Genomic DNA, 20,840 nt, shown 5'->3' on the forward strand with positions numbered 1-20,840 from the left:
CTTTGCAGCAGCAAAGAGAAGTAGGTGCCGCCCCGCACAGGGGCAACGCTAATAGACCAAAAAGAATGCAAGGAAAGGCCAACACCACAAAAGCACAGACGAACAAGCGCCACGCAACCCCCAGCCTGGACAGGCACCACAAAAACCAAACCCCCTTCCACGAAAGTGGACATCGCACCACCGTCTGCAGAAAACCAAAACCTTTGCCACAATGCCCCATCGCGCGAAAGCGCCCGAAACATCAAATGAACAGAAAATGATCCCCTTCTCGGTCCTCGACCTGGCACCGGTCGCCGCAGGCGCCACCCCCGCAGACGCGTTCAGAAACACCCTCGACCTCGCGCAACACGCGGAAAACTGGAACTACCGCCGCTTCTGGCTCGCAGAGCACCACAACATGACCGGCATCGCCAGCGCGGCCACCGCGGTGGTGATCGGCCACGTCGCCGGTGGGACGAAGACAATCCGCGTCGGCTCCGGCGGCGTCATGCTGCCGAACCACGCACCGCTTGTCATCGCAGAACAGTTCGGTACCCTCGCCTCGCTCTATCCCAACCGCATCGACCTGGGCCTCGGCCGCGCACCCGGCACCGATCAAACCACCGCCCGCGCACTGCGCCGCGATCTGCAAAATAGCGCAGAGTCCTTCCCCGACGACGTCGTCGAGTTGCAACGCTATTTCGCCGACCCCGTGCCGGGCCAGCGCATTCGCGCAGTCCCCGGCGCAGGCCTGCATGTGCCGCTGTGGCTGCTCGGCTCGTCGCTCTATAGCGCTCAACTGGCCGCGGCGCTCGGTCTGCCGTTCGCGTTCGCGTCGCACTTCGCACCCGATCACATGTTCACCGCGCTAAAGATCTATCGCGAGCAATTCCGTCCGTCGGCAACGCTCGATAAGCCTTACGCGATGGTCGGCGTCAACCTGTTCGCCGCGGATACCAACGAAGAAGCGCGGCGGCTGTTCACGTCGCTGCAGCAGCAGTTCATCAACCTGCGGCGCGGTACGCCCGGCCAGCTGCAGCCGCCGGTCGAGCGGCTCGAAGCGTCGGAGATGGAATTGAACGGCGTCGCGCACTCGCTCGCCTGCTCGGTGATCGGCGATCGCGATGCGGTACGCGAAGGACTGCTGTCTGTCATCAATCAGACCGGCGCGGACGAATTGATGTTGACCGCGCAGATCTACGATCACAAGGCGCGGCTGCGCTCGTTCGAAATCGGCGCGCAAGTTCGCGAAGAGTTGGGCGCCGGTAAGTAACAACGCCGGCAAGTAAAAAAGGGCGGCCTGCATCAGTAAAGGCCGCCCTTCTCTTTTTCGACAATCGGATGGCTGCCCAAAGTACACGAGCATCGGGTCGATCCGACGCAATCCTCACCACGCCCGGTCGGGCCATGCGAGTTCAAGCCCACACCCTGGCTCTAAGTTCCACGAAAACTCAAACGGCGCTCAGAGACTCTCCGATTAGCCGGCACCGCGGCCAAGCCATCGAGCAATGCCTTATGAAACGCCTGCGGATCCTGCATCTGCGGCGCGTGCCCCAAATCGGGGAATTCGACGAGCGTCGCGTGCGGAATCGCCTTCGCAGCAGCCTTGCCCAGTTCCGGGTAATGGCCGATCTTCGCGCGCACCTCAGGCGGCGCCACATCCTTGCCGATCGCGGTCGTGTCCTTCTGGCCGATCAGCAAAAGGGTCGGCACGCTCAGGTGGCCCAGTTCGTATACCACCGGCTGCGTATAAATCATGTCGTCCAGCAACGCGGAATTCCACGCTACGACCTGTTTGCCCGGGCCGCGGTACATCCCCGCCAGCATCTGCACCCACGGTTCATAGTCGGCACGCCACTGGCCGGCGTAGTAGGTCGCCTGCTCGTAGTGGCGAATGCTGTCCGCAGTCGTCTTCAGCTCGCGCTCGTACCATTGGTCGACGGATAACGACGGGACGCCCTTCGCCTTCCAGTCCTCAAGACCGATCGGATTGACCAGCACCAGTTGCTGAGTCTCATGCGGATACATCAGCGCATAGCGGATCGCAAGCATGCCGCCGGTCGAATGGCCGATCACAGTCGCATCGGTCACGCCGAGCGATTCGAGCAGCGCATGCGTATTGCGCGCCAGTTGCTGAAAGCTGTACTGATAGTGCGCGGGCTTGCTCGACTTGCAAAAGCCGATCTGGTCCGGCGCGATCACCCGATAGCCGGCGTCGCTCAGACGATGAATGGTCGCGTCCCACGTCGCCGCGCAGAAGTTCTTGCCATGCAGCAACACGGCCGTGCGTCCGTTCGCGTGCTCTGGTTTGATATCCATGTACGCCATGTGCAGCGCCACGCCTTGCGAAGTGAAGTCGTACTGCTCGACCGGCGCCGGATAGTTGAAGCCCTGCAACTCGGGGCCGTACGCTGGGCCGCTGTTGTCGACGGCCGCAGCCGAAGCCGCGCTGATAGCCGCGGGACCGGCCTGGCTAGCGGGGTTAGCAGGACTGACAGGACTGACAGAGCGCTTCGCAACGGCGGCGCTGGCCGGCGTGGCGGCAAAAACGCCTGGCGCGGCGGCTAGCACGCAGGCGCTCAATATGGCGAACAAAGACTGGCGGCGGAAATTCATCGATTGTTTTTCTTGCAACGAGAAATCAACGGGAAGCATGCTGGCCGCGCGCACTGGCAAGCCAGCGCCCGAACCCGGTTCAGAGCAGAGAATTCTACGACGCGCCGCCGGACTCTGCTGCCGCGCGCGCAGGCTCATGGCGGCACCGGCCAGTGTGGCACGCATATTGCGGCGGCTCACCTCACGTTCTATGTGTCGTGGCGTACGGATGCGTCTCGTGCAAGAGTTGATCGTTCGCAAGGCGGTCGCACGAGCGGCATCCGCACAATTCACACTATTCGCCCTTAGCAAATCGGTGCTAGAACTAGCAGACGGGCCCGCAAAGACGGCGCCGCCTGGCAGCACGAATCAATGGCCGAGCGCAGCGAAACAGAACCAGGCGAACAGGACATCCGGGGCATACTAATCAGGAGACAGACATGGAAACTCCGGCACGGCTGAACGATCTGCAACGCACCACCCTCGCCATCGTCCTCGCGGGCGGACGGGGCACGCGGCTCGGGCCGCTCACCAACAAGCGCGTCAAACCGGCGGTGCACTTCGGCGGCAAATACCGGATCATCGACTTCGCACTTTCCAATTGTCTGAACTCCGGCATCCGCCGCATCGCGGTCGTCACGCAATATAAGGCGCACTCGCTATTGCGCCACCTGCAGCGCGGCTGGGGCTTCCTGCGCGGCGAATTCGGCGAATTCATCGATCTCTGGCCGGCGCAGCAGCGTGTGGAAGGCGCCCACTGGTACCGCGGGACCGCGGACGCCGTGTTCCAGAACCTCGACATCATCCGCTCGATCCGGCCGAAATACGTGGTGGTGCTGGCGGGCGACCACATCTACAAGATGGACTACACGCGCATGATCGCGGATCACGCGGAAAGCGGCGCGGATTGCACGGTCGGCTGCATCGAGGTGCCGCGCATGGAAGCGGTGGCCTTCGGCGTGATGCACGTGGATGAAAACCGCCGCGTCACCGGCTTCGTCGAAAAACCCGCCGATCCGCCCGCCATGCCGGGCCGCCCGGATTCGGCGCTCGCCAGCATGGGCATCTACGTGTTCAGCGCCGATTACCTGTATTCGCTGCTCGAAGAGAACATCTCGAGCGTCGATACCGATCACGACTTCGGCAAGGACATCCTGCCGCGCGTCGTCACGCAAGGTACGGCGATCGCGCATCCGTTCAGCATGTCCTGCGTATCGTCGGACCCGAACGTGGAGCCGTACTGGCGCGACGTCGGCACGATCGACGCCTATTGGGCAGCCAACCTCGACCTCGCGTCCACCATTCCGACGCTCGATCTATATGACCGCAACTGGCCGATCTGGACGTATCAGGAGCAATTGCCGCCCGCCAAGTTCGTACGCGACCTGAAAGGCCTGCAAGGCACCGGCAACAATCTGATCGTGTGCGGCGGCTGCGTGATTTCCGGTTCGCAAATTTCACGCTCAGTGTTGTCGTCGAACGTGAAAGTAAGTTCGTTCTGTAATATCAATGAGGCAGTCTTATTGCCGCAGGTCACCGTCGGCGCGAGCTGCCGGCTGCAGAAAGTGGTGATAGACCGCGGCTGCACCATTCCGGACGGCACGGTGATCGGCGAAGATCCGGCAAGCGATGCCGAACGCTTTTATCGCACCGACGACGGCGTGGTGCTGGTCACGCCCGAAGCGCTGCGGCAGAAGGGAACGTGATCCTCGCCGGGACGGCAAGACGAACGGGTAGCACAAGCCGCCGCCCGTCTTGCCGCTCAGACAATGCGTACGCAGCACACCCCGCACTAACAGGAACGAGACCGAGCCTATGACGATTCGCGCCCTGCACGTCGCAAGCGAGCTGTATCCCCTCCTCAAAACAGGCGGTCTCGCCGACGTCGCGGGCGCGTTGCCGCCCGCGCTGATCGAGCGCGGCGCCGATGTGCGGGTGCTGCTGCCCGGCTTTCCGGCGGTGGTCGCCGGCTTGACCGACTTGCGGCCGGTGGCGCAACTGGGCCGCCGTTTCGACTCGCCGGGCGTCACGCTCGAACAGGGTACGCTGCCGTCGAACGGCCTGATCGTCTATGTGATCCGCGCCGGTGCGCTGTATGACCGGCCCGGCAACCCCTATCTGAACGACGAACACGTGCCGTACGGCGACAACGCGCAACGCTTCGCCCTGCTCGGCTGGGTCGCCGCCCAACTCGCGCAACACCTCGACCCGGCGTGGGCCCCGCAGATCGTCCACGCGCATGACTGGCATGCCGGGCTCGCGCCCGCCTATCTGAAGGCGGCTGAACGGCAGCACGGCCGCTGGTTCGCGCGCAGCGTCTTCACGGTGCATAACCTCGCCTATCAGGGTGTTTTTCCCGCGCACCAGTTCGGCCAGCTGGCGTTGCCGGACGACTTCTTCAGCATGCACGGCGTCGAATTCTATGGGCAGTTGTCGTTCCTCAAGGCCGGCCTTTACTACAGCGACCGCATCACGACCGTCAGCCCGACCTACGCACGCGAGATTCAGACACTCGCCCAGGGCGGCGGGCTCGATGCGCTGCTGCGCCATCGCTCGCACGATCTGAGCGGCATCCTGAACGGCGTCGACTATTCGGTGTGGAATCCCGCCACCGACGCGCTCCTCGAAGATCACTACACGGACACCCGTCTGACCGGCAAACTGGCCTGCAAGGAGGCACTGCAGAAGCGCTTCGGCCTTGCGCAAAAAAGCGATGCGCTGCTGTTCGGCGTGGTGAGCCGGCTGACCGAACAGAAAGGCCTCGACCTGCTGCTCGAGACGGTCCCCGAAATTGTCAAACGCGGCGGCCAGCTGGTGGTGTTCGGCACCGGCGACCCGGCGCTCGAAAACGGGTTGAAGCGCGTTGCACACACGCATCCGGAATCGGTGGCGGTCGAACTGGGGTTCGACGAAACACTCGCGCATACGATCATCGCCGGCAGTGATGTGATCGCGGTGCCATCGCGCTTCGAGCCATGCGGGCTGACGCAACTGTACGCGTTAGCTTATGGGTCGCTGCCGCTTGTGCATTGCGTCGGCGGCCTCGCGGACACGGTGGTCGACGCGTCGCTCGAGAATCTCGCCGACGATCTCGCCACCGGCTTCGTGTTCGAACGTTTCGAGCCGAAGGGTCTCGCCGCGGCGATCCGCCGCGCGTTTGCGCTCTACGACCGCCGCACCGAGTGGAAAGCCGCGCAACGTCGCGCCATGCATCAGGACTTCGGCTGGGGTGCCTCCGCCGAGCGCTATCTGGCGCTGTACCGCGAACTCGCCTGATCTCGCCTCATTCGTTTGATGGTTCGACGCAACAACACGGGGACGGATCAACTCGCGTGTGACAAACTCATGTATTGTTTCCTGACGATGCAGAGCGCGCGTTTTTCTTGCACCATCTGAAACAGCCACGCCGCTTCAGGCGCCCGGCCGAAGCCGGTTCGTTACCGCGGCCATCTTTCCGTTTTCATTGATCGCGCATGACCGCTTGCGCGGGCCACACCATGACGAAAAACGTTCTGAGCATTCAGTCACATGTCGTCTTCGGGCACGCCGGTAACAGCGCGGCCGAGTTTCCGATGCGCCGGCTCGGCGTCAACGTCTGGCCGCTCAATACCGTGCAGTTCTCGAACCACACGCAGTACGGTCATTGGACCGGCGGTGCGATCGAGGCTTCGCAGATGGAAGAGCTCATCGAAGGGATTGGCGCGATCGGCATGCTGCCACGCTGCGACGCCGTGCTGTCCGGCTATCTGGGCACGCCCGAGCAGGCGCAATCGGTGCTGGAGATCGTCAAAGCAGTGAAGGCCGCCAATCCGCGCGCGTGGTACTTCTGCGACCCGGTGATGGGCGCCGCGAGCGGCTGCAAGGTCGAACCGGGCATCCAGGAATTTCTGGTGCGCACCATGCCGCAAGTGGCCGACGCGATGGCGCCGAACCATACCGAGTTGCAACGCCTCGTGGGCCGCGAGATCGAGACGCTCGAAGAAGCCGTGACCGCGTGCCGCGAGGTCATCGCCCGCGGACCGAAACTCATGCTGGTCAAACACCTGCTCGATCGCAACAGTCCCGCCGACCGTTTCAACATGCTGGTCGTCACGGAACGCGAGGCCTGGATGGGGCAGCGTCCGCTCTACCCGTTCGCGCGGCAGCCGGTGGGCGTCGGCGATCTGACGAGCGCGGTCTTCGTCGCGCGCACGCTGCTGGGCGATTCGATCCGCGCGGCCTTCGAGCACACGCTGGCCGCCGTGAACGCGGTAGTGAAAACGACGTGGCAGGCTGGGCGCTATGAACTGGAACTGGTGGCCGCGCAGGACGAAATCGCGCAACCGCGTGAATGGTTCGACGCCTGGGTCGCGGATACGGCATAGCCGCCGTGAGGCGTGCGACCCGCGTTTGTCAGGCCGCCGTCCTATAATGCGTGCCGCGTAGGCGAGGCAATCACCCGCCCGCACCGCATTTTTCAGGAGTCCGGGCGTCCGGGCATCCGGCATCCGGCATCCGGCATTCAGCAGACGAGGCATTGATGGACGGTTATATCCGCAGCGAGCGGGAAGAATTTTTTGAGCAGTTGTGCATGAGCGTCGACGCGGACGAAGCGCACGAGCAGGAAGCGATCGAGTACTTCGAGAACCAGTTCGACCAGGCCGACTTCGATCCCGCACAGTGGCTCGACATCGCGCTTTACTATTCGCCGGCGGTGGCGCGCGGCATCGTCGACATGGTGACGGCCGACGACAAGGCGCGCAGCAACATCGCCGAAGTCATCGCCGACAACCTCGACATTTCGTACGGCGAGGACGAGTGCCAGCATTTCGCCGAGACCATCGAGTTCGCGCTCAACAACAATGTGCCGGTGGACCTCGACCTCGTGCTCGACGGCTGTCAGCGCGCCATCGACGATCTCGACACCTGGGCCGACGAAGCGACCAAGGCGCCGCTGTTGCGCCTGCGCGAAGAATTGCTGCGCCAGCAAGGCGAGCATTGAGTTTGTTGTTTTATCCGGCGCGCTCGCGCCGGTTTCCCGAGCGGCTTCTCCGGGCCGCCTCTCCTTCGCTTCTTCAGCGGACATGGGCCATCCCCGTTCTTAAGCATATGCCGTAATCCGCACTCGCGTGGCGCCGCTGACAGGGCCCCAGCCGAAGCGCTGCGCGGACTATGCCGAAATGCTCATTCAAAGCGCCGCGAACTGCCAAGACGGTCGCAAATTGGCTTTCTATATTCGTGCCAGATTGACCGGCATGGGAACGCCACCGCGCGCAGCCCAATCCCCCCGGGGATTTCCTTCGGGGCGTCGATCCAGTGTTACTGCCTTGCCGCTTTCACACCTGAAACTGACGATGGAAGGAGAGACCACATGAGTCTTCGCAACACGCTAAAACCGCTCGCACTGTTCGTTGGCGCAACCTTCGCGATCGCGCCGCTGGCCAGTTTCGCCGACGACCTGCCGGTGAAGATCGGCTTCGCCGCGCCGCTCACGGGCGCCAACGCCGGCTACGGCAAGGATCTGGAGAACGGTGTCCGGCTTGCGATCGAAGAAGCCAACGCGCAGAAGATCAAGATCGGCGACAAGGTCGCGCAATTCGAGATCGTGTCAGAGGACGACCAGGCCGACCCGCGCATCGGTGTGCAAGCCGCGCAGAAGCTGGTCGACGCGGGCGTATCGGTGGTCGTGGGCCACTTCAATTCGGGCACGACGATTCCTGCCTCGCAGGTGTACGAGCAGGCCGGCATTCCGGTGATCGACCCGGCCGCCACCAATCCGATCATCACCGGGCGAGGTTTTGCGAACACCTTCATGGTGATTTCCACCGATGCACAAAACGCCGGCAACGCGGGCGTCTACGCCGTCGAGGTGACGAAGGCCAAACGCATTGCGATCATCGACGACCGCACCGCGTTCGGCCAGGGCGAGGCCGACGAGTTCGAGAAGGCGGTCAAGGCGCATGGCGGCAACATCGTGACACGCGAATACACCGACAATCACGCGGTGGACTTCAGCACGCAGATCACCAAAATCAAGGCGGTCAACGCGGATCTGATTTTCTTCGGCGGTCTGGATACACAGGCGGCAGGCTTCGCGAAGCGGATGAAGCAATTGGGGATGAACGCGCAACTGGTGGGCGGCGGCGGCGTGATGGATCAGGACTTCATCAAGCTGGCGGGCGACCCGGCCGAAGGCGCGATGGCCTGGGAATATGGCAGACCGTTGGCCCAGTTGCCGGGCGGCAAGGACTTTTCCGCGAAATTCAAGAAGCGGTTCGGGGTGGATATCCTGTCGTACGCGCCGTTTGGGTATGACGGAGCTTGGGCCGCGATCAAGGCGATGCAGCAGGCGAAATCCACCTCGCCGGCGGTTTATCGACCGGTTCTCAAGACGATCGATTACGAAGGCGTGACTGGAAAAATTTCTTTCGACGGCACCGGGGCGTTGAAGAGCGGCGCTTCTACGCTGTATCAGGTCAAGAACGGGAGCTGGGTTCCTATCGTGACCAAGAGCGGAAGTTAAGCGTCTCTTTTTGCCCATGACGGCGTTGTAGTTCGTGCGGCAGTGGCGGTACTTTTCACCGCCACTGCCGATGCTGATGCCCCTGCCGATGCCACACGCGCCTACCTGACAACCTGCACCACCACCTCGGAATCGAGATCCCGCTCGATCCGAACCAGATCATCCTTCACGCCGGCAAATTCATCGGCAGAGCACATCTGATGCCCAAACGCGGCCTGAAGGTGCCGCCTGACCTGCAAGACCCGCCCGGCGGGATCGAACACGTAGCGAGAAGAAAACTCGAAGAAACGATCCTTCACCGCGGCATCCGGCGGCACATCTGTCACGCGGACGAACTTCGGCAGCGTCATTTCCAGCGTTTCATCGAATTCGCCTCCGATGCACGCCCAAGGCTGCGTCCTTGAAGGCTCCGCCAGCCACGCCTGCACCTGCCCGGCCATGCCGCCGGATAAGCTCGTCAGGGTCGGCACAGCGGTCGTCCCATCGGTCCAGACAAAATGCTCCACCCGTCCCTGCATCGAGGTGGAAAAAGGTCCATCGGTGGCGGCCACGTCGCCCGTAAGCAGGTGCGCCGTGCCATGCAAGCCAGTCTGCAACAGCCGGTTCGCGGCGATCTGTTGCGTAAGCTGACGCGTTGCCCGTCGAAACATATTGCGTTCGAGCTCCGCGGTATAGCCGGCCTCTTCCACGCGGTAAGCGTAGTTCGCCGCCCCACGCTCATCGACGTCGATTTGCAGGCGCGCCGTACGCTCGCGCAACTGGGTGGCCGGCGTGCGAGCCAATACGCCGTCGTCGACCAGCAAGACGGGCCGGTCCATCACGCCCGGCGGCAAATATCCAAAACTCATGCCGCCTGCCGTGGTGTCGGCAAACAACGATAGATCAGGAATCCAGACGATCGCGTGATTGATCGCGCTTGCCCCATACCCCGGCACGGACGGCAAACTGTAGTACGGTCCGAGATTGAGCAGCACGGCCTCGCTGCGGATGCCGACCGCGGCAAGCAGCGCGCTGTACAACGCGACGTGATCCTTGCAGTCGCCATAGCGGTTGTGCAGGATGTCGATCGCCCTATGCGGGATCGCCGCCGTCTCGCCGAGAAACAGCGCGACGTAGCGAATATTCAGGCGCATCCAGTCGTACAGTATTTGCGCCTTGGTACGCGGGTCGCTGGCCTCTGCGGTCAGACTCTGCGCGAGTTGCACGATCGCCGGATCGCTCATCGTCGGGTCGGCAGCAGGACCGCGATAACGTGCTGCAAAACTCGCGAAGTCGGGTACCGTCGAGACCATCAGCCGGTCGCCCCAGTTCGCATAGCCCACCGCGCCCGCTTCGAGCGGCGCATACGGGCCGTGCCGGTAGTCGAATTCGTAGCGGGTGCGGCCGTTTTCCGTGACAGGCGGCAGCGCGACGTAGCCGCGCGCATCGGCATAAAGCGGCACGTCGGCCGGCAGGTCGAAGATCAATTGCTGCATCTCGACGGGGTCGTGCGTCGGTTCGACCAGGTACGCGAACGTGCCGGCTTGCAGGGGCTTCGTGCGCGTCTTGCGAAACGCCAGATGCACGCGCGAGCCGGGTTCGACACCCGGAAAGATCACCGTGCGCAACACCCCATCGTTGAAACTCGGCGCGCCGGCCGAGCGTGCTTCCTGCACGTCGCGGATCGCCTCGGGGCCGACCGGATGCGTGACACCGTTCGGGTCGATCGTTTCCGCGGCCAGCAATTGCACCTGCTCGATGTCCTTGTTGAACCAGACGTAGCGTTGCGCGATATCGTCGACGCCGCTCGTCGTGTTGGCCCGCAGGACCGTGTCGTCGTGTTCTTCGATCGAACCGTCTTTCTGGATCACGAAGAGATGGACGTCGCGCTCCATCGTCGAGGGGGAGCGGTCGTCGCTGGGGGTGCCGGGGTTGCTTGCGGCGCCGCCCTCAGCCTGCGAGACGGTTGCGCACCCAACCAGCGCCAATGCGGCGGCCAGCTTCATGAACGCAGCACACCGCGTCATGCACCACGCGCCCTGCCCCGCGCGCGCCACGCACGCGGACTCGACGCAAACTCCGCGCGAAACGCGTGATTGAAGTTCGACAGATCGTTGAAGCCGCAATCGAGCGCGATATCGACAACCTTCGCGCCGTCGTCGTGAAGACGCAGCGCCGCCGCTCGCAAACGTGCCCGCAGCACATATTGATGCGGCGTCACGCCGGTCACACGCTGGAACGTGCGCAGGAAGTAGAACTCACTCAGGCCAGCTGCGGCCGCGAGGCTCGTGAGCGTATGCGGTGCGCCAGGCGTGTCGTCGATGAGGCGCACCGTCTGCGCCACGCGCGACCAGGCTGCGGGGCTTGCGGGCGATTCCGCGCGCGTCAACGCACCCGCCGCGCTGAGCGTCGAGACGGCCAGTTCGACCGCGAGTTCGTCCCACACCGGGTCGCCTGCATCCGACGCGCCGACACAGGCCCGCGCGATCAGCGGAGACACCGCAGGTAGCGACGGGATGCGCGCGCGCCTGAAATTCAGATTGCCGCTCGCGATGCCCGCGTCCGCAGCAAGCCGCTCGAAGTACGCCGGCGCATAGCGAAAGGCGATGCAGCGATCGCCGGCCGCATGCCGGTGGCCACATTCGAAACAGTCATCCGGATTGCCGAGCAGCAGCGCGCCGGAGGTGAGCAACTCGCGACCCGTCCCTGCCCGGTAGCCGAACGACCCGGCGACCACCATTGCGATGCACACGCCGGCGTGCCGCTCTTCGAACGGCTGGTCGCGTGGGCCGAAAGTGCAGAGGACGTCCGCGACGTCCCAGCCCGCGCCCTGAGCCAGCGGGCGCGCGCTTGTGCTGCCACGCGTGCCTTCCCGTGCGCGTTGCGCGAGCGCCTGCTGCAAAGTGACGGCAATTTTCCCCAAGATGCACCTCGGCTGAGTCCGTATCGTGGTTTTAGCACATCGGCGGCCGGCGCGGTTTTGCGCGTTCCGGCGATGGCGCTTTCACTGAACGCCCAAAGGAGCACACACGATGAACAGGCTGGACGACACCCTCGAACACGGCTTTCACGCCGCATTGACGGCCCCGGCACGCGCCGCCGACATCGATGCCGCCGACGACGTCTACGGCTGGCTGATCGGCAGTTGGGACATGGATGTGCTGCATTACCGCGTCGATCTCGGCAACGCGCGCCGCCGCGGCGAGATTCATTTCGGCTGGGTACTGGAGGGCCGCGCCGTACAGGACGTGTGGATCATGCCGCCACGCAGCGAGCGTCATGCGGGCGACGCGCCCGCCGACACCATGTACGGCACCACGCTGCGAGTGTGGGACCCGGCGCTGCGGGCGTGGCGCGTGACTTACATTAATCCGCTGACCGGTCAGCGCGATGAACTGGTGGGCCGGCGCGTCGGCGACGATCTCGTGCAGATCGGCACGCACGCTGACGGCACGCCGATTCGGTGGAATTTCACCGATATCACGAGAGATTCGTTCCGGTGGACCGGGGTCGCACTGGCGCAGGACGGCGTGACGTGGGCGCTCGAGGCCGAGTTTCACGCGCGGCGCAGAAGCCAGGCTGCGGGCTGGAGATAAGGGTTTCAACCCGGCGTACAACAAAAACCGCCGCTGCAGGCGTCAGTCTGCGCCCCCAATTTGCCCGAGCAGAGCCTGCAGCTTCTCCACATGCCTCAGCAGCAAGTGCCGATGTTTCTCGATCTGCTCCAGCCGGCCGGCCAGGTCGGCCTGAATCGGGTCGTCGAGATCGGCAGCGGCGATCACGTCCTCCACTTTCGATCGCATCGATGTAAGGTCCACCGGCGCATGACTCAAATGCCGCTCGAAACGCCGCACGTCCTGCATGGCCAGATCACGAACTTTGCGGAAATGGGCCTGACGCCGATGCGCTTCGGCGTCGAGCGTCTCCTCTTCCACGCGTTTGGCCGGACCCGCCTGGCCGAAAATCGGCTCGGGCGGTCGGAGGACCGTCTTCTTGCGCACCGGGTGCGCGGTGCCGCGAAACCGCGCGAGCGGCTGTTCGTTGTCGATCGCTTCGCGCGCGTTGGCAGGTATGTCCTGCTCCGTATGCGGCGCGTTCATCCAGCCATTCGGCAAACCCGTCACTGCCTCGATACCGCGCACGAATTCTTCGCTGAATTCGCGCTGGCCGGACAGCATCAGTTTCAGGTAGCTGGCGGAAAAGGTCATCATGCGCGCCAGACGCGTCGCTGCACCCACCTCGCGGGTCAGCAGCACCAGGTTCGCTCGCCAGACCGGGAGCAGCAATTCGTCGGAATCTTCCATCGCTGGGTCTTCCATCTTTTTGCCCGATGTAGGGATGACGCGCTCGCACACGTCATCGTTCTGAAAGGGTAGCCGTTTCAGCGCACGGTACGCAATGCCCGCGCGCATCCTGCGACTGCCGACGTGCTGAAATGACACGCTACTGCGCGCCGCTGCCCGGGGATAAAACGCCACAAAGCCCGGTGTTTTGAGTTGACCCATGCATTCGTTCAGCGTTCCTGCGTTACGCGCGCGATGTGTGGCATCCTTCCGAACCGTTGCGGCACGCCTCGTGCTGTAACGTCAGCACCACCACCATGATTTAAGGATTTTGTAATGAAGAAGATTGTTCTCGCCATCGCAGCAACCGTCGCCGCCCTGAGCGCGATCGCCCCCGCCCAAGCATATGAGCATCACCAGCCTGTATGCCACAAGGTGCGCGTCCACCATCACTGGGAACGTCACTGCCACTGAGCGTTGTGCAGCGCCGCACATGGCGCGCATCGGAAAGCCCCGCCACAAGCGGGGTTTTTTTTGGCCGCTCCGCTTCGACAAGGCGTGCGTTTAACCTTCGACGCACTATACGTTCGGCGCGAAAGCCGCAGCATGCAATGACGGACACATGCTGTTACACCTTTGCGGTGTGAGCCGGCGCCGCCACGGCCTCGCGGAAAGCGAAGCGCGGTGAGCCGCGCGGAGAAGATGAGAGAAATACTCGTGACGGCAGCGACGTCAAGCTGCTGCCATCAAGCCGCGCGAACGCGCTCCAACGCCGTCGTCACCAGTTCTTCCAGCAAAGGCTCGACCTTTACCGCCAGCCCTTCGTCATACGCATACGGCATCTGCTCCTCCATATACGTAATCTGCGACAACTCGAGTTGCACCGCGTGCACGCCCTGCGAAGGCTGTCCGTACTGCCGCGTGATGTACCCGCCTTTGAACCGTCCGTTGGACACAGCAGAATAACCGCCATGCCGTTCGACCACAGCGGCCAATTCCTCGCCCAATCCCGCCACCGCACTCGCGCCGCTCGACGTGCCGAAGTTGAAATCCGGCAGACGTCCTTCAAAAAAACGCGGCACGTGCGAGCGAATCGAATGCGCTTCCCACAGCAGTACCTTGCCGTGCTTCGCCTTCAGCGCGGCGAGTTCGCCCACCAGTGCGTCGTGATAGGGCTTCCAGTAAGCATCGCGCCGGCGCGCGACTTCAGCATCGGCCGGCAGATGGCCTTCGAGATACAAGGGTTCCTTGTCGAAGGTATCGACCGGCAGCAAACCGGTGGTGTCCTGCCCCGGATACAGATTGGCGCCATCTGGCGGACGGTTCAGGTCGATCACATAACGCGCGTACGTCGGCGACAGGATCGACGCGCCCATGCGCTTCGCGAACGCGTAGAGACGGTCAAGATGCCAGTCGCAGTCGTCGGTGCGCTGCGCGGCCGGCGTCATCGTTGCGGCGATATCGGCGGGGATTTGCGTGCCCAGATGCGGGATCGAAATCAGCAACGGCAGGCTGCCCTGATGCAGCGATAAAACCGGCGGAGTAGTTGCAGTAGACGAAGCAGTCATGTCAGTCCGGAATCGATAAAAGTCGAAGGCTCAGTGTGTTCGGCAACTCACGCTCGCATTTCGCTTTCGCAAGTCACTTGAGCAGGTCGGCGAGCGCCCCGCGATAGCGCGCGTACGCGCCCTCCTCGTCGCGATGGCGGCGGTTGTCGACTACCTTGTCACCACCCGCGTAGACGTCGCGAATCGGCGACTCGCCATGCTCGCAGAATACAACGCCCGAGAGCCATGCGTCCGGTGCGTGCTCGGCGATGCTCGAATGATCCGGATCGAGTACCAGCCAGTCGGCACGGCGACCGGCTTGCAATGCACCGACCGCACGCCCGGTAGCATGCGCGCCGCCATCGAGCGCGGCGTCGAACAGACGGTCGGCCACGTGCGTAGCCTGCGACGATGCCAGCACATTACGCTGACGGCGTGTCAGGCGCTGGCCGTATTCGAGCAAACGCAATTCCGCCCGCCAGTCGACGCCGATATGGCTATCCGAACCCACACCGATACGCCCTTGCGCGTCGAGATACTCGTGCGCCGGAAAAATGCCATCGCCGAGATTGGCTTCCGTGGTCAAACACAAACCGGCGACCGCGCCGCTTTTCGCGAGCGCAAGCGTTTCGTTCGCATCGACGTGCGTCGCATGCACGAGGCACCAGCGGCTGTCGACGTCGAAGCGATCGAGCAGCCACTGCACCGGGCGTGCGCCTTCTGTTTCGAGGCAGGCGTCGACTTCGGCGGTTTGCTCGGCGATATGAATGTGAACCGGCGCGCTTTTATCGATGCCGCTCAGCAATGCACGCAACGAATCGGCCGATACCGCACGCAACGAATGAGGCGCGACGCCATAACGCAACGCAGCGCTCTCAGGACGCGCCGCGCGCACCGTACCGAGCAGATCGAGCAGGCTCTCCGGCGTGTTGATGAAGCGCTGCTGATCCTCGCGCGGTGCACGCGAACCGAAACCGCTGTACTGATACAGCACAGGCAGCATCGTCATGCCGATACCGCTTGCCGAAGCCGCATCCACCACACGCTGCGCCAGTTCCGCCTGGTTCGCATAGCGGCTGCCATCCTGCGCGTGGTGCACGTAATGAAATTCGCAGACCGACGTGTAGCCCGCTTTCAACATTTCGATGTACAGCCACTGCGCGACAGCATTGAGCCCTTCTGGCGTGATCCGCGCGGCGAAGCGGTACATCAGATCGCGCCAGCTCCAGAAGTTATCCGTAGCGTTCGCACGATACTCGGTCAGGCCAGCCATTGCGCGTTGAAATGCATGCGAGTGAAGATTCGGCATGCCAGGCAACACGGGGCCGGCCGCTTTTTTCACACCGTCGGGAACAGCCGCGGTGTCGGGCGTAACCGATGTCAGCGTGCCGTTGGCGTCCCATTCCAGCAGCACATTGCGGCGCCAGCCGTCGGGCAGATAGGCGTGATCGGCGAATAGCGATTGTTTTGTTTGCATCATCTCTCAGGCCCTAGCTCAAATCACGCCGCGTATAAACGGTCTCGCCCGCGCGCACGACTCGTGCGCACAACGGACGCCCAATCCAGTAAGCCAGTTCGGCAAGCGTTTGCACCGACCACACCGCGAAATCCGCCGCGCGCCCGGCTTCCAGCGAGCCATGTTGGTCCGCCTTGCCGAGCGCGCGCGCCGCATGCGAGGTCACGCCTTGCAGCACTTCGGGCACGGTCATGCGGAACAGCGTGGTCGCCATGTTCATCATCAGCAACAGCGACGTAGTCGGCGACGTGCCGGGATTGCTGTCGGTGGAAATCGCGATCGGCACCTGATAGCGCCGCAGCAAGTCCAAAGGCGGCAATTGCGTCTCGCGGATGAAGTAGTACGCGCCGGGCAGCAGCACGGCGACCGTGCCGGACTCTTTCATCGCGGCAACACCGGCTTCGTCGAGGAATTCGAGGTGATCCGCGGACAGCGCATGATGGCGTGCGGCCAATGTCGTGCCGCCGCTGTTCGACAACTGCTCGGCGTGCATTTTTACCGGCAGGTTGTAGCGCTCCGCAGCCTGGAACACGCGCTCGCTTTGTTCCAGCGAAAAACCAATGCGCTCACAGAACACGTCGACGGCGTCGACCAGGCCTTCGTCGGCAAGCGCAGGCAGCATCGTGTTGCAGACTTCGTCGATATAGGCATCGGCTCGTCCCGCGAATTCAGGCGGCAAGGCGTGCGCGCCGAGAAAGGTCGTGTAGACCGTTACCGGATAGCGCTCGCCCAACTGACGCGCGACGCGCAGCATCTTGCGTTCGCTGGCGAGATCGAGGCCATAGCCGGATTTGATTTCGACCGCCGTGACGCCTTCGGCAAGCAGCGGTTCGAGGCGCGCGGCCGATTGGCGAAACAGCGCGTCTTCATCGGCCGCACGTGTCGCGCGCACCGTCGAGACGATGCCGCCGCCCTGCCGTGCAATTTCTTCATAACTGACGCCCGCGAGCCGCTGCGCGAATTCATCCGCGCGCTGGCCGCCATACACCAGATGCGTATGGCAATCGACCAGACCCGGCGTCACCCACGCGCCGTGCAAATCTTCGCGCGGCCATGCAGCGTATTGAGCGGGTAATTCGGAAGCTGCGCCGAGCCATGCGATCGTGCCGTTTTCAACGGCAATCGCGGCATCGGGCAGCGTGTGTTCGGGATCGCCCTTGGGGCAGAGTTTCAGGTGATGCCAGACGGTTTGCTTCATCGCGTGCTCTTTGCAGCTCGTTGCGTGTCTGTGGTGGTTCGCAGCGCGCTTTGCCATGCTTGCTGCCCGGCTTTAAGCGCGCGCGAATCGTCGTCATCGTTGCGTGTAGCGGATGCTGATCGCGAGCAATGCGCCCGCGCCCTTGACCGCGCATGACAGCGCGTTCGGTGTGTCGATACGCAGTGTGTCGTCGGCTTCAAGCACTTGCGGTTGGGTTTCGCCACCGAGCGTGACCGAAACCGAACCGCTGGCGCAGAACAGCAAGACCGCGTCGGCGGACACAGTGCGTTGCGTATCGCCGCGCCACACTTCTGTTTCGCCCACCGCCACGCCACGGCGGACCATCAGGTTGAAGTCGCGCGTGGCGCCGTCGACGAGGCGCGCATCGATTCGCGCTTCGCCTGCAAACTGCGCGATATCGAGCGGCTGAGTCAATGCATGCGTCTTCACGGCGTGCGCGCCGGTGTCGTCTGTTTCGTCGAGCAGCATGCCTGCGCCCGACAACAGCACCAACGTGCGGTCGATACCCGCAAAACGCGAGAACGGCCCGGCCTGGGCCACGTCCGCGATGCTCACGCGCCACGTGAATGCGTCAAGCCCCGCACCTGCCGGGAACGCCCCCACCTCACGCGTGACGCCGCCGCCGTTCTTCCACGGCGCCGCCACGAGGTCGGCGCCGCGGATGAGCGTCGTGGTTGCCCTGTTATCGACAAGCGGGCTGTGAAGCGCCACGATCAACGGCCCAGCATCGGCAGATTGAGGCCTGCCTCGCGCGCCGTTTCCTGTGCGAGTTCATAGCCCGCATCCGCATGACGCATCACGCCCGTCGCCGGATCGTTGAACAGCACACGGCCGAGGCGCTCCTTCGCCGCATCCGTGCCGTCAGCGACGATCACGACACCCGAGTGCTGGCTGAAGCCCATGCCGACCCCGCCGCCATGATGCAGCGAGACCCACGACGCGCCGCCTGCCGTGTTCAGCAGTGCGTTAAGCAGCGGCCAGTCGCTCACTGCATCCGAGCCGTCTTTCATCGATTCGGTTTCGCGATTCGGGCTTGCGACCGAACCGGTATCGAGGTGATCGCGGCCAATCACGATCGGCGCCTTCAACTCGCCGTTCCTGACCATTTCGTTGAACGCCTGACCCAGACGATAACGATCCTTCACGCCGACCCAGCAGATCCGCGCGGGCAGACCCTGGAACGCAATGCGTTCGCGCGCCATGTCGAGCCAGTTGTGCAGATGCGGATCGTCAGGGATCAGTTCCTTGACCTTCGCATCGGTCTTGTAGATGTCTTCCGGATCGCCCGACAGCGCGACCCAGCGGAACGGGCCCTTGCCTTCGCAGAACAACGGACGGATATACGCCGGCACGAAGCCCGGGAAATCGAAGGCGTTTTCCACGCCCATTTCCAACGCCATCTGACGGATGTTGTTGCCGTAGTCGAGCGTGGCCGCGCCGCGTTCCTGCAGTGTCAACATGGCCTGCACCTGCTTGGCCATCGAGTGCTTGGCGGGCAGCACGATGCTGTCCGGCACCGTCTTCATACGCTCGCGCCAGTCTTCGACATTCCAGCCTTGCGGCAGGTAGCCGTGAATCGGATCGTGCGCGCTGGTCTGGTCGGTCACGCAATCCGGTGTGATGCCACGCGTCACGCATTCAGCGAACACGTCCGCTGCGTTGCCGAGCAGGCCGATCGACACCGGCTTGCCCGCTTTCTTCGCTTCTTCGAGCATGGCGAGCGCTTGGTCGAGCGTTGCCGCTTTCTTGTCGACGTAACGCGTCTTCAGACGGAAGTCGATCCGTGTCTCATCGCATTCCACCGCGATCATCGAGAAGCCGGCCATCGTCGCGGCCAGCGGTTGCGCGCCGCCCATGCCGCCGAGGCCACCCGTCAGAATCCAGCGGCCCGAAGGATCGCCGTTGAAATGCTGGTTCGCCACCGAGAAGAACGTCTCGTAGGTACCCTGAACAATCCCTTGGCTGCCGATGTAGATCCAGCTGCCCGCGGTCATCTGACCGTACATCATCAGGCCCTTGCGATCGAGTTCGTGGAAGTGTTCCCACGTCGCCCAATGCGGCACCAGATTCGAGTTCGCCAGCAACACGCGCGGTGCGTCCGCATGCGTCTTGAACACGCCGACCGGCTTGCCCGATTGAATCAGCAGCGTTTCGTCTTCGTTCAGGTCCTTCAGCGACGTGAGAATCTGATCGAAACAATCCCAGTTACGCGCGGCACGGCCAATGCCGCCGTACACGACCAGCGCGTGCGGATGCTCCGCGACTTCCGGGTCCAGGTTGTTCTGGATCATCCGGTATGCGGCTTCCGCGATCCAGGTCTTGCAGGTCTTTTCCGCGCCGCGCGGTGCGCGGATCGTGCGGGTCGGGTCCAGACGCGGGTCGATGTGTTTCGGGTTGTTCATGGTGGCCCTCAGAGTGCTTGAAAATGTTCGGGAGAATTCGGAAAAATGAGTCAGGAAAACGAGTCGAAAACAGGTCTTAAAAAGCGGCGAAATCAGAAATGTCCGGTGAAGCGATAGCGGCTGCCGGGATGCCAGAGATTGGCAACCGATGCGACCTGGCTTTGCGACCACGTGCGTCGATGCAGCACGAGACACGGTTCAAGTTCATCCATCGTCAGCAACGCTCGCGTATCGGCATCCGCAGCCAATGCTTCGATGCGGTACTCGACGCGCTGCAATGGCGCCACCCGCACCAGATACTGATTCGGCGTGGTGTTCGTGAAGTCCTGCAACGCGTACTCAGGCGCCACCGCCGGGTTGACCCAGCGCTCTTCCAGTTGCACCGGCTCGTCGTTTTCGAAATGCAGCACGCGTGAATGAAACACCGGACTGCCCGCGCTCACCTGCATTTCCTCGGCGAGCGCTTCGTCGGCGATGCTCGCGCCAATGTGCAGCACGTTCGCCTGATAGCGATGACCGCGCGCGACGATTTCGTCGGAGATGCTGCGGATCGCTACCAGCGTCGATTCGTACTTGGGCCGGGCGACGAACGTGCCCGAGCCCTGCACACGCGTGAGGACCTGCTCCGAGGTCAACTCGCGCAACGCGCGGTTGACCGTCATGCGCGCGACGTTGAATTCGCGTGCGAGCTCGTTTTCGGAGGGCACCTGGTCGCCTTCAGCCCATTCGCCCGCATGGATGCGGCCGAGGATGAAGTCCTTGATGCCCTGATAGGCCGGTGCGTTCATTAGCTTGATTGCCGTGCTTGAAACGTGTTG

The 20,840-nt window shown here is 63.2% G+C and carries 18 protein-coding genes; 8 read left to right on the forward strand and 10 right to left on the reverse strand.

Features of this window, described 5'->3' with window-relative positions; all coding sequences use genetic code 11:
- Window positions 1-256 precede the first annotated feature (256 nt).
- Window positions 257-1,252 (forward strand): LLM class flavin-dependent oxidoreductase, encoded by a 996-nt coding sequence (locus tag KHO31_RS32120; protein WP_201075331.1) that lies wholly within the window; start codon window positions 257-259, stop codon window positions 1,250-1,252.
- A gap of 161 nt (window positions 1,253-1,413) precedes the next feature.
- Here KHO31_RS32120 and KHO31_RS32125 read toward each other — a convergent pair whose 3' ends face one another.
- The gene (locus KHO31_RS32125) at window positions 1,414-2,595 is read right to left on the reverse strand and encodes an alpha/beta fold hydrolase (protein WP_201085842.1); all 1,182 of its coding nucleotides are present in this window, start codon (window positions 2,593-2,595) and stop codon (window positions 1,414-1,416) included.
- A gap of 419 nt (window positions 2,596-3,014) precedes the next feature.
- On the opposite strand from KHO31_RS32125, the gene glgC reads away from it, so the two are divergent.
- The 5 genes from glgC to KHO31_RS32150 all read left to right on the forward strand — a co-directional run bounded on the left by glgC (window position 3,015) and on the right by KHO31_RS32150 (window position 9,076).
- On the forward strand, window positions 3,015-4,280 hold the full coding sequence (gene glgC / locus KHO31_RS32130; RefSeq protein WP_201075333.1) for a glucose-1-phosphate adenylyltransferase: 1,266 nt from the start codon (window positions 3,015-3,017) through the stop codon (window positions 4,278-4,280).
- Between the two features lie 109 nt (window positions 4,281-4,389).
- Entirely contained in the window at window positions 4,390-5,850 is a 1,461-nt protein-coding gene (glgA, locus tag KHO31_RS32135; protein ID WP_201075335.1) for a glycogen synthase GlgA, read from the forward strand.
- 221 nt (window positions 5,851-6,071) lie between these two features.
- Window positions 6,072-6,938 (forward strand): pyridoxal kinase PdxY, encoded by an 867-nt coding sequence (gene pdxY / locus KHO31_RS32140; protein ID WP_201075337.1) that lies wholly within the window; start codon window positions 6,072-6,074, stop codon window positions 6,936-6,938.
- 155 nt (window positions 6,939-7,093) lie between these two features.
- Window positions 7,094-7,555 (forward strand): hypothetical protein, encoded by a 462-nt coding sequence (locus KHO31_RS32145; protein WP_201075338.1) that lies wholly within the window; start codon window positions 7,094-7,096, stop codon window positions 7,553-7,555.
- 369 nt (window positions 7,556-7,924) lie between these two features.
- On the forward strand, window positions 7,925-9,076 hold the full coding sequence (locus tag KHO31_RS32150) for a branched-chain amino acid ABC transporter substrate-binding protein (RefSeq protein ID WP_201075340.1): 1,152 nt from the start codon (window positions 7,925-7,927) through the stop codon (window positions 9,074-9,076).
- Window positions 9,077-9,177: 101 nt separating this feature from the next.
- Here the strand turns inward: KHO31_RS32150 and KHO31_RS32155 are convergent, their stop codons facing one another.
- Window positions 9,178-11,082 (reverse strand): DUF3857 domain-containing transglutaminase family protein, encoded by a 1,905-nt coding sequence (locus tag KHO31_RS32155; protein ID WP_201085843.1) that lies wholly within the window; start codon window positions 11,080-11,082, stop codon window positions 9,178-9,180.
- Window positions 11,079-11,978 carry a helix-turn-helix transcriptional regulator gene (locus tag KHO31_RS32160; protein ID WP_201085844.1) on the reverse strand — a complete coding sequence of 300 codons (900 nt, stop codon included), beginning with the start codon at window positions 11,976-11,978 and terminating at the stop codon, window positions 11,079-11,081. Before KHO31_RS32160 ends, KHO31_RS32155 begins: the two co-directional genes overlap by 4 nt.
- Window positions 11,979-12,087: 109 nt before the next feature.
- On the opposite strand from KHO31_RS32160, the gene KHO31_RS32165 reads away from it, so the two are divergent.
- Window positions 12,088-12,651: a hypothetical protein gene (locus KHO31_RS32165; protein WP_201085845.1), complete on the forward strand. Its 564-nt coding sequence runs from the start codon at window positions 12,088-12,090 to the stop codon at window positions 12,649-12,651.
- A gap of 42 nt (window positions 12,652-12,693) precedes the next feature.
- Here the strand turns inward: KHO31_RS32165 and KHO31_RS32170 are convergent, their stop codons facing one another.
- Entirely contained in the window at window positions 12,694-13,359 is a 666-nt protein-coding gene (locus KHO31_RS32170; RefSeq protein ID WP_201075348.1) for a hypothetical protein, read from the reverse strand.
- Between the two features lie 315 nt (window positions 13,360-13,674).
- Here KHO31_RS32170 and KHO31_RS32175 point away from each other — a divergent pair, with 315 nt between their 5' ends.
- On the forward strand, window positions 13,675-13,812 hold the full coding sequence (locus KHO31_RS32175; RefSeq protein WP_201075350.1) for a hypothetical protein: 138 nt from the start codon (window positions 13,675-13,677) through the stop codon (window positions 13,810-13,812).
- Between the two features lie 272 nt (window positions 13,813-14,084).
- On the opposite strand, the gene hutG is transcribed toward KHO31_RS32175, so the two are convergent.
- The 6 genes from hutG to hutC form a co-directional block, all read right to left on the reverse strand.
- On the reverse strand, window positions 14,085-14,906 hold the full coding sequence (gene hutG / locus KHO31_RS32180) for an N-formylglutamate deformylase (RefSeq protein WP_201075358.1): 822 nt from the start codon (window positions 14,904-14,906) through the stop codon (window positions 14,085-14,087).
- Between the two features lie 73 nt (window positions 14,907-14,979).
- Window positions 14,980-16,365 carry a formimidoylglutamate deiminase gene (locus KHO31_RS32185; RefSeq protein WP_201085846.1) on the reverse strand — a complete coding sequence of 462 codons (1,386 nt, stop codon included), beginning with the start codon at window positions 16,363-16,365 and terminating at the stop codon, window positions 14,980-14,982.
- Between the two features lie 10 nt (window positions 16,366-16,375).
- A complete protein-coding gene (gene hutI / locus KHO31_RS32190) occupies window positions 16,376-17,599 on the reverse strand; it encodes an imidazolonepropionase (RefSeq protein ID WP_201075362.1) in 1,224 nt (407 codons plus the stop codon).
- Between the two features lie 93 nt (window positions 17,600-17,692).
- The gene (locus KHO31_RS32195) at window positions 17,693-18,331 is read right to left on the reverse strand and encodes a HutD/Ves family protein (RefSeq protein WP_201075364.1); all 639 of its coding nucleotides are present in this window, start codon (window positions 18,329-18,331) and stop codon (window positions 17,693-17,695) included.
- A 2-nt stretch (window positions 18,332-18,333) separates the two neighbouring features.
- Window positions 18,334-20,022: a urocanate hydratase gene (gene hutU / locus KHO31_RS32200; RefSeq protein ID WP_211625189.1), complete on the reverse strand. Its 1,689-nt coding sequence runs from the start codon at window positions 20,020-20,022 to the stop codon at window positions 18,334-18,336.
- A gap of 92 nt (window positions 20,023-20,114) precedes the next feature.
- Complete coding sequence (gene hutC, locus KHO31_RS32205; RefSeq protein ID WP_201075368.1) at window positions 20,115-20,810, reverse strand: histidine utilization repressor; 696 nt, start codon at window positions 20,808-20,810, stop codon at window positions 20,115-20,117.
- Window positions 20,811-20,840: the final 30 nt, after the last annotated feature.

The organism is Paraburkholderia domus (genome assembly GCF_905220705.1).
GTDB lineage: Bacteria > Pseudomonadota > Gammaproteobacteria > Burkholderiales > Burkholderiaceae > Paraburkholderia > Paraburkholderia domus.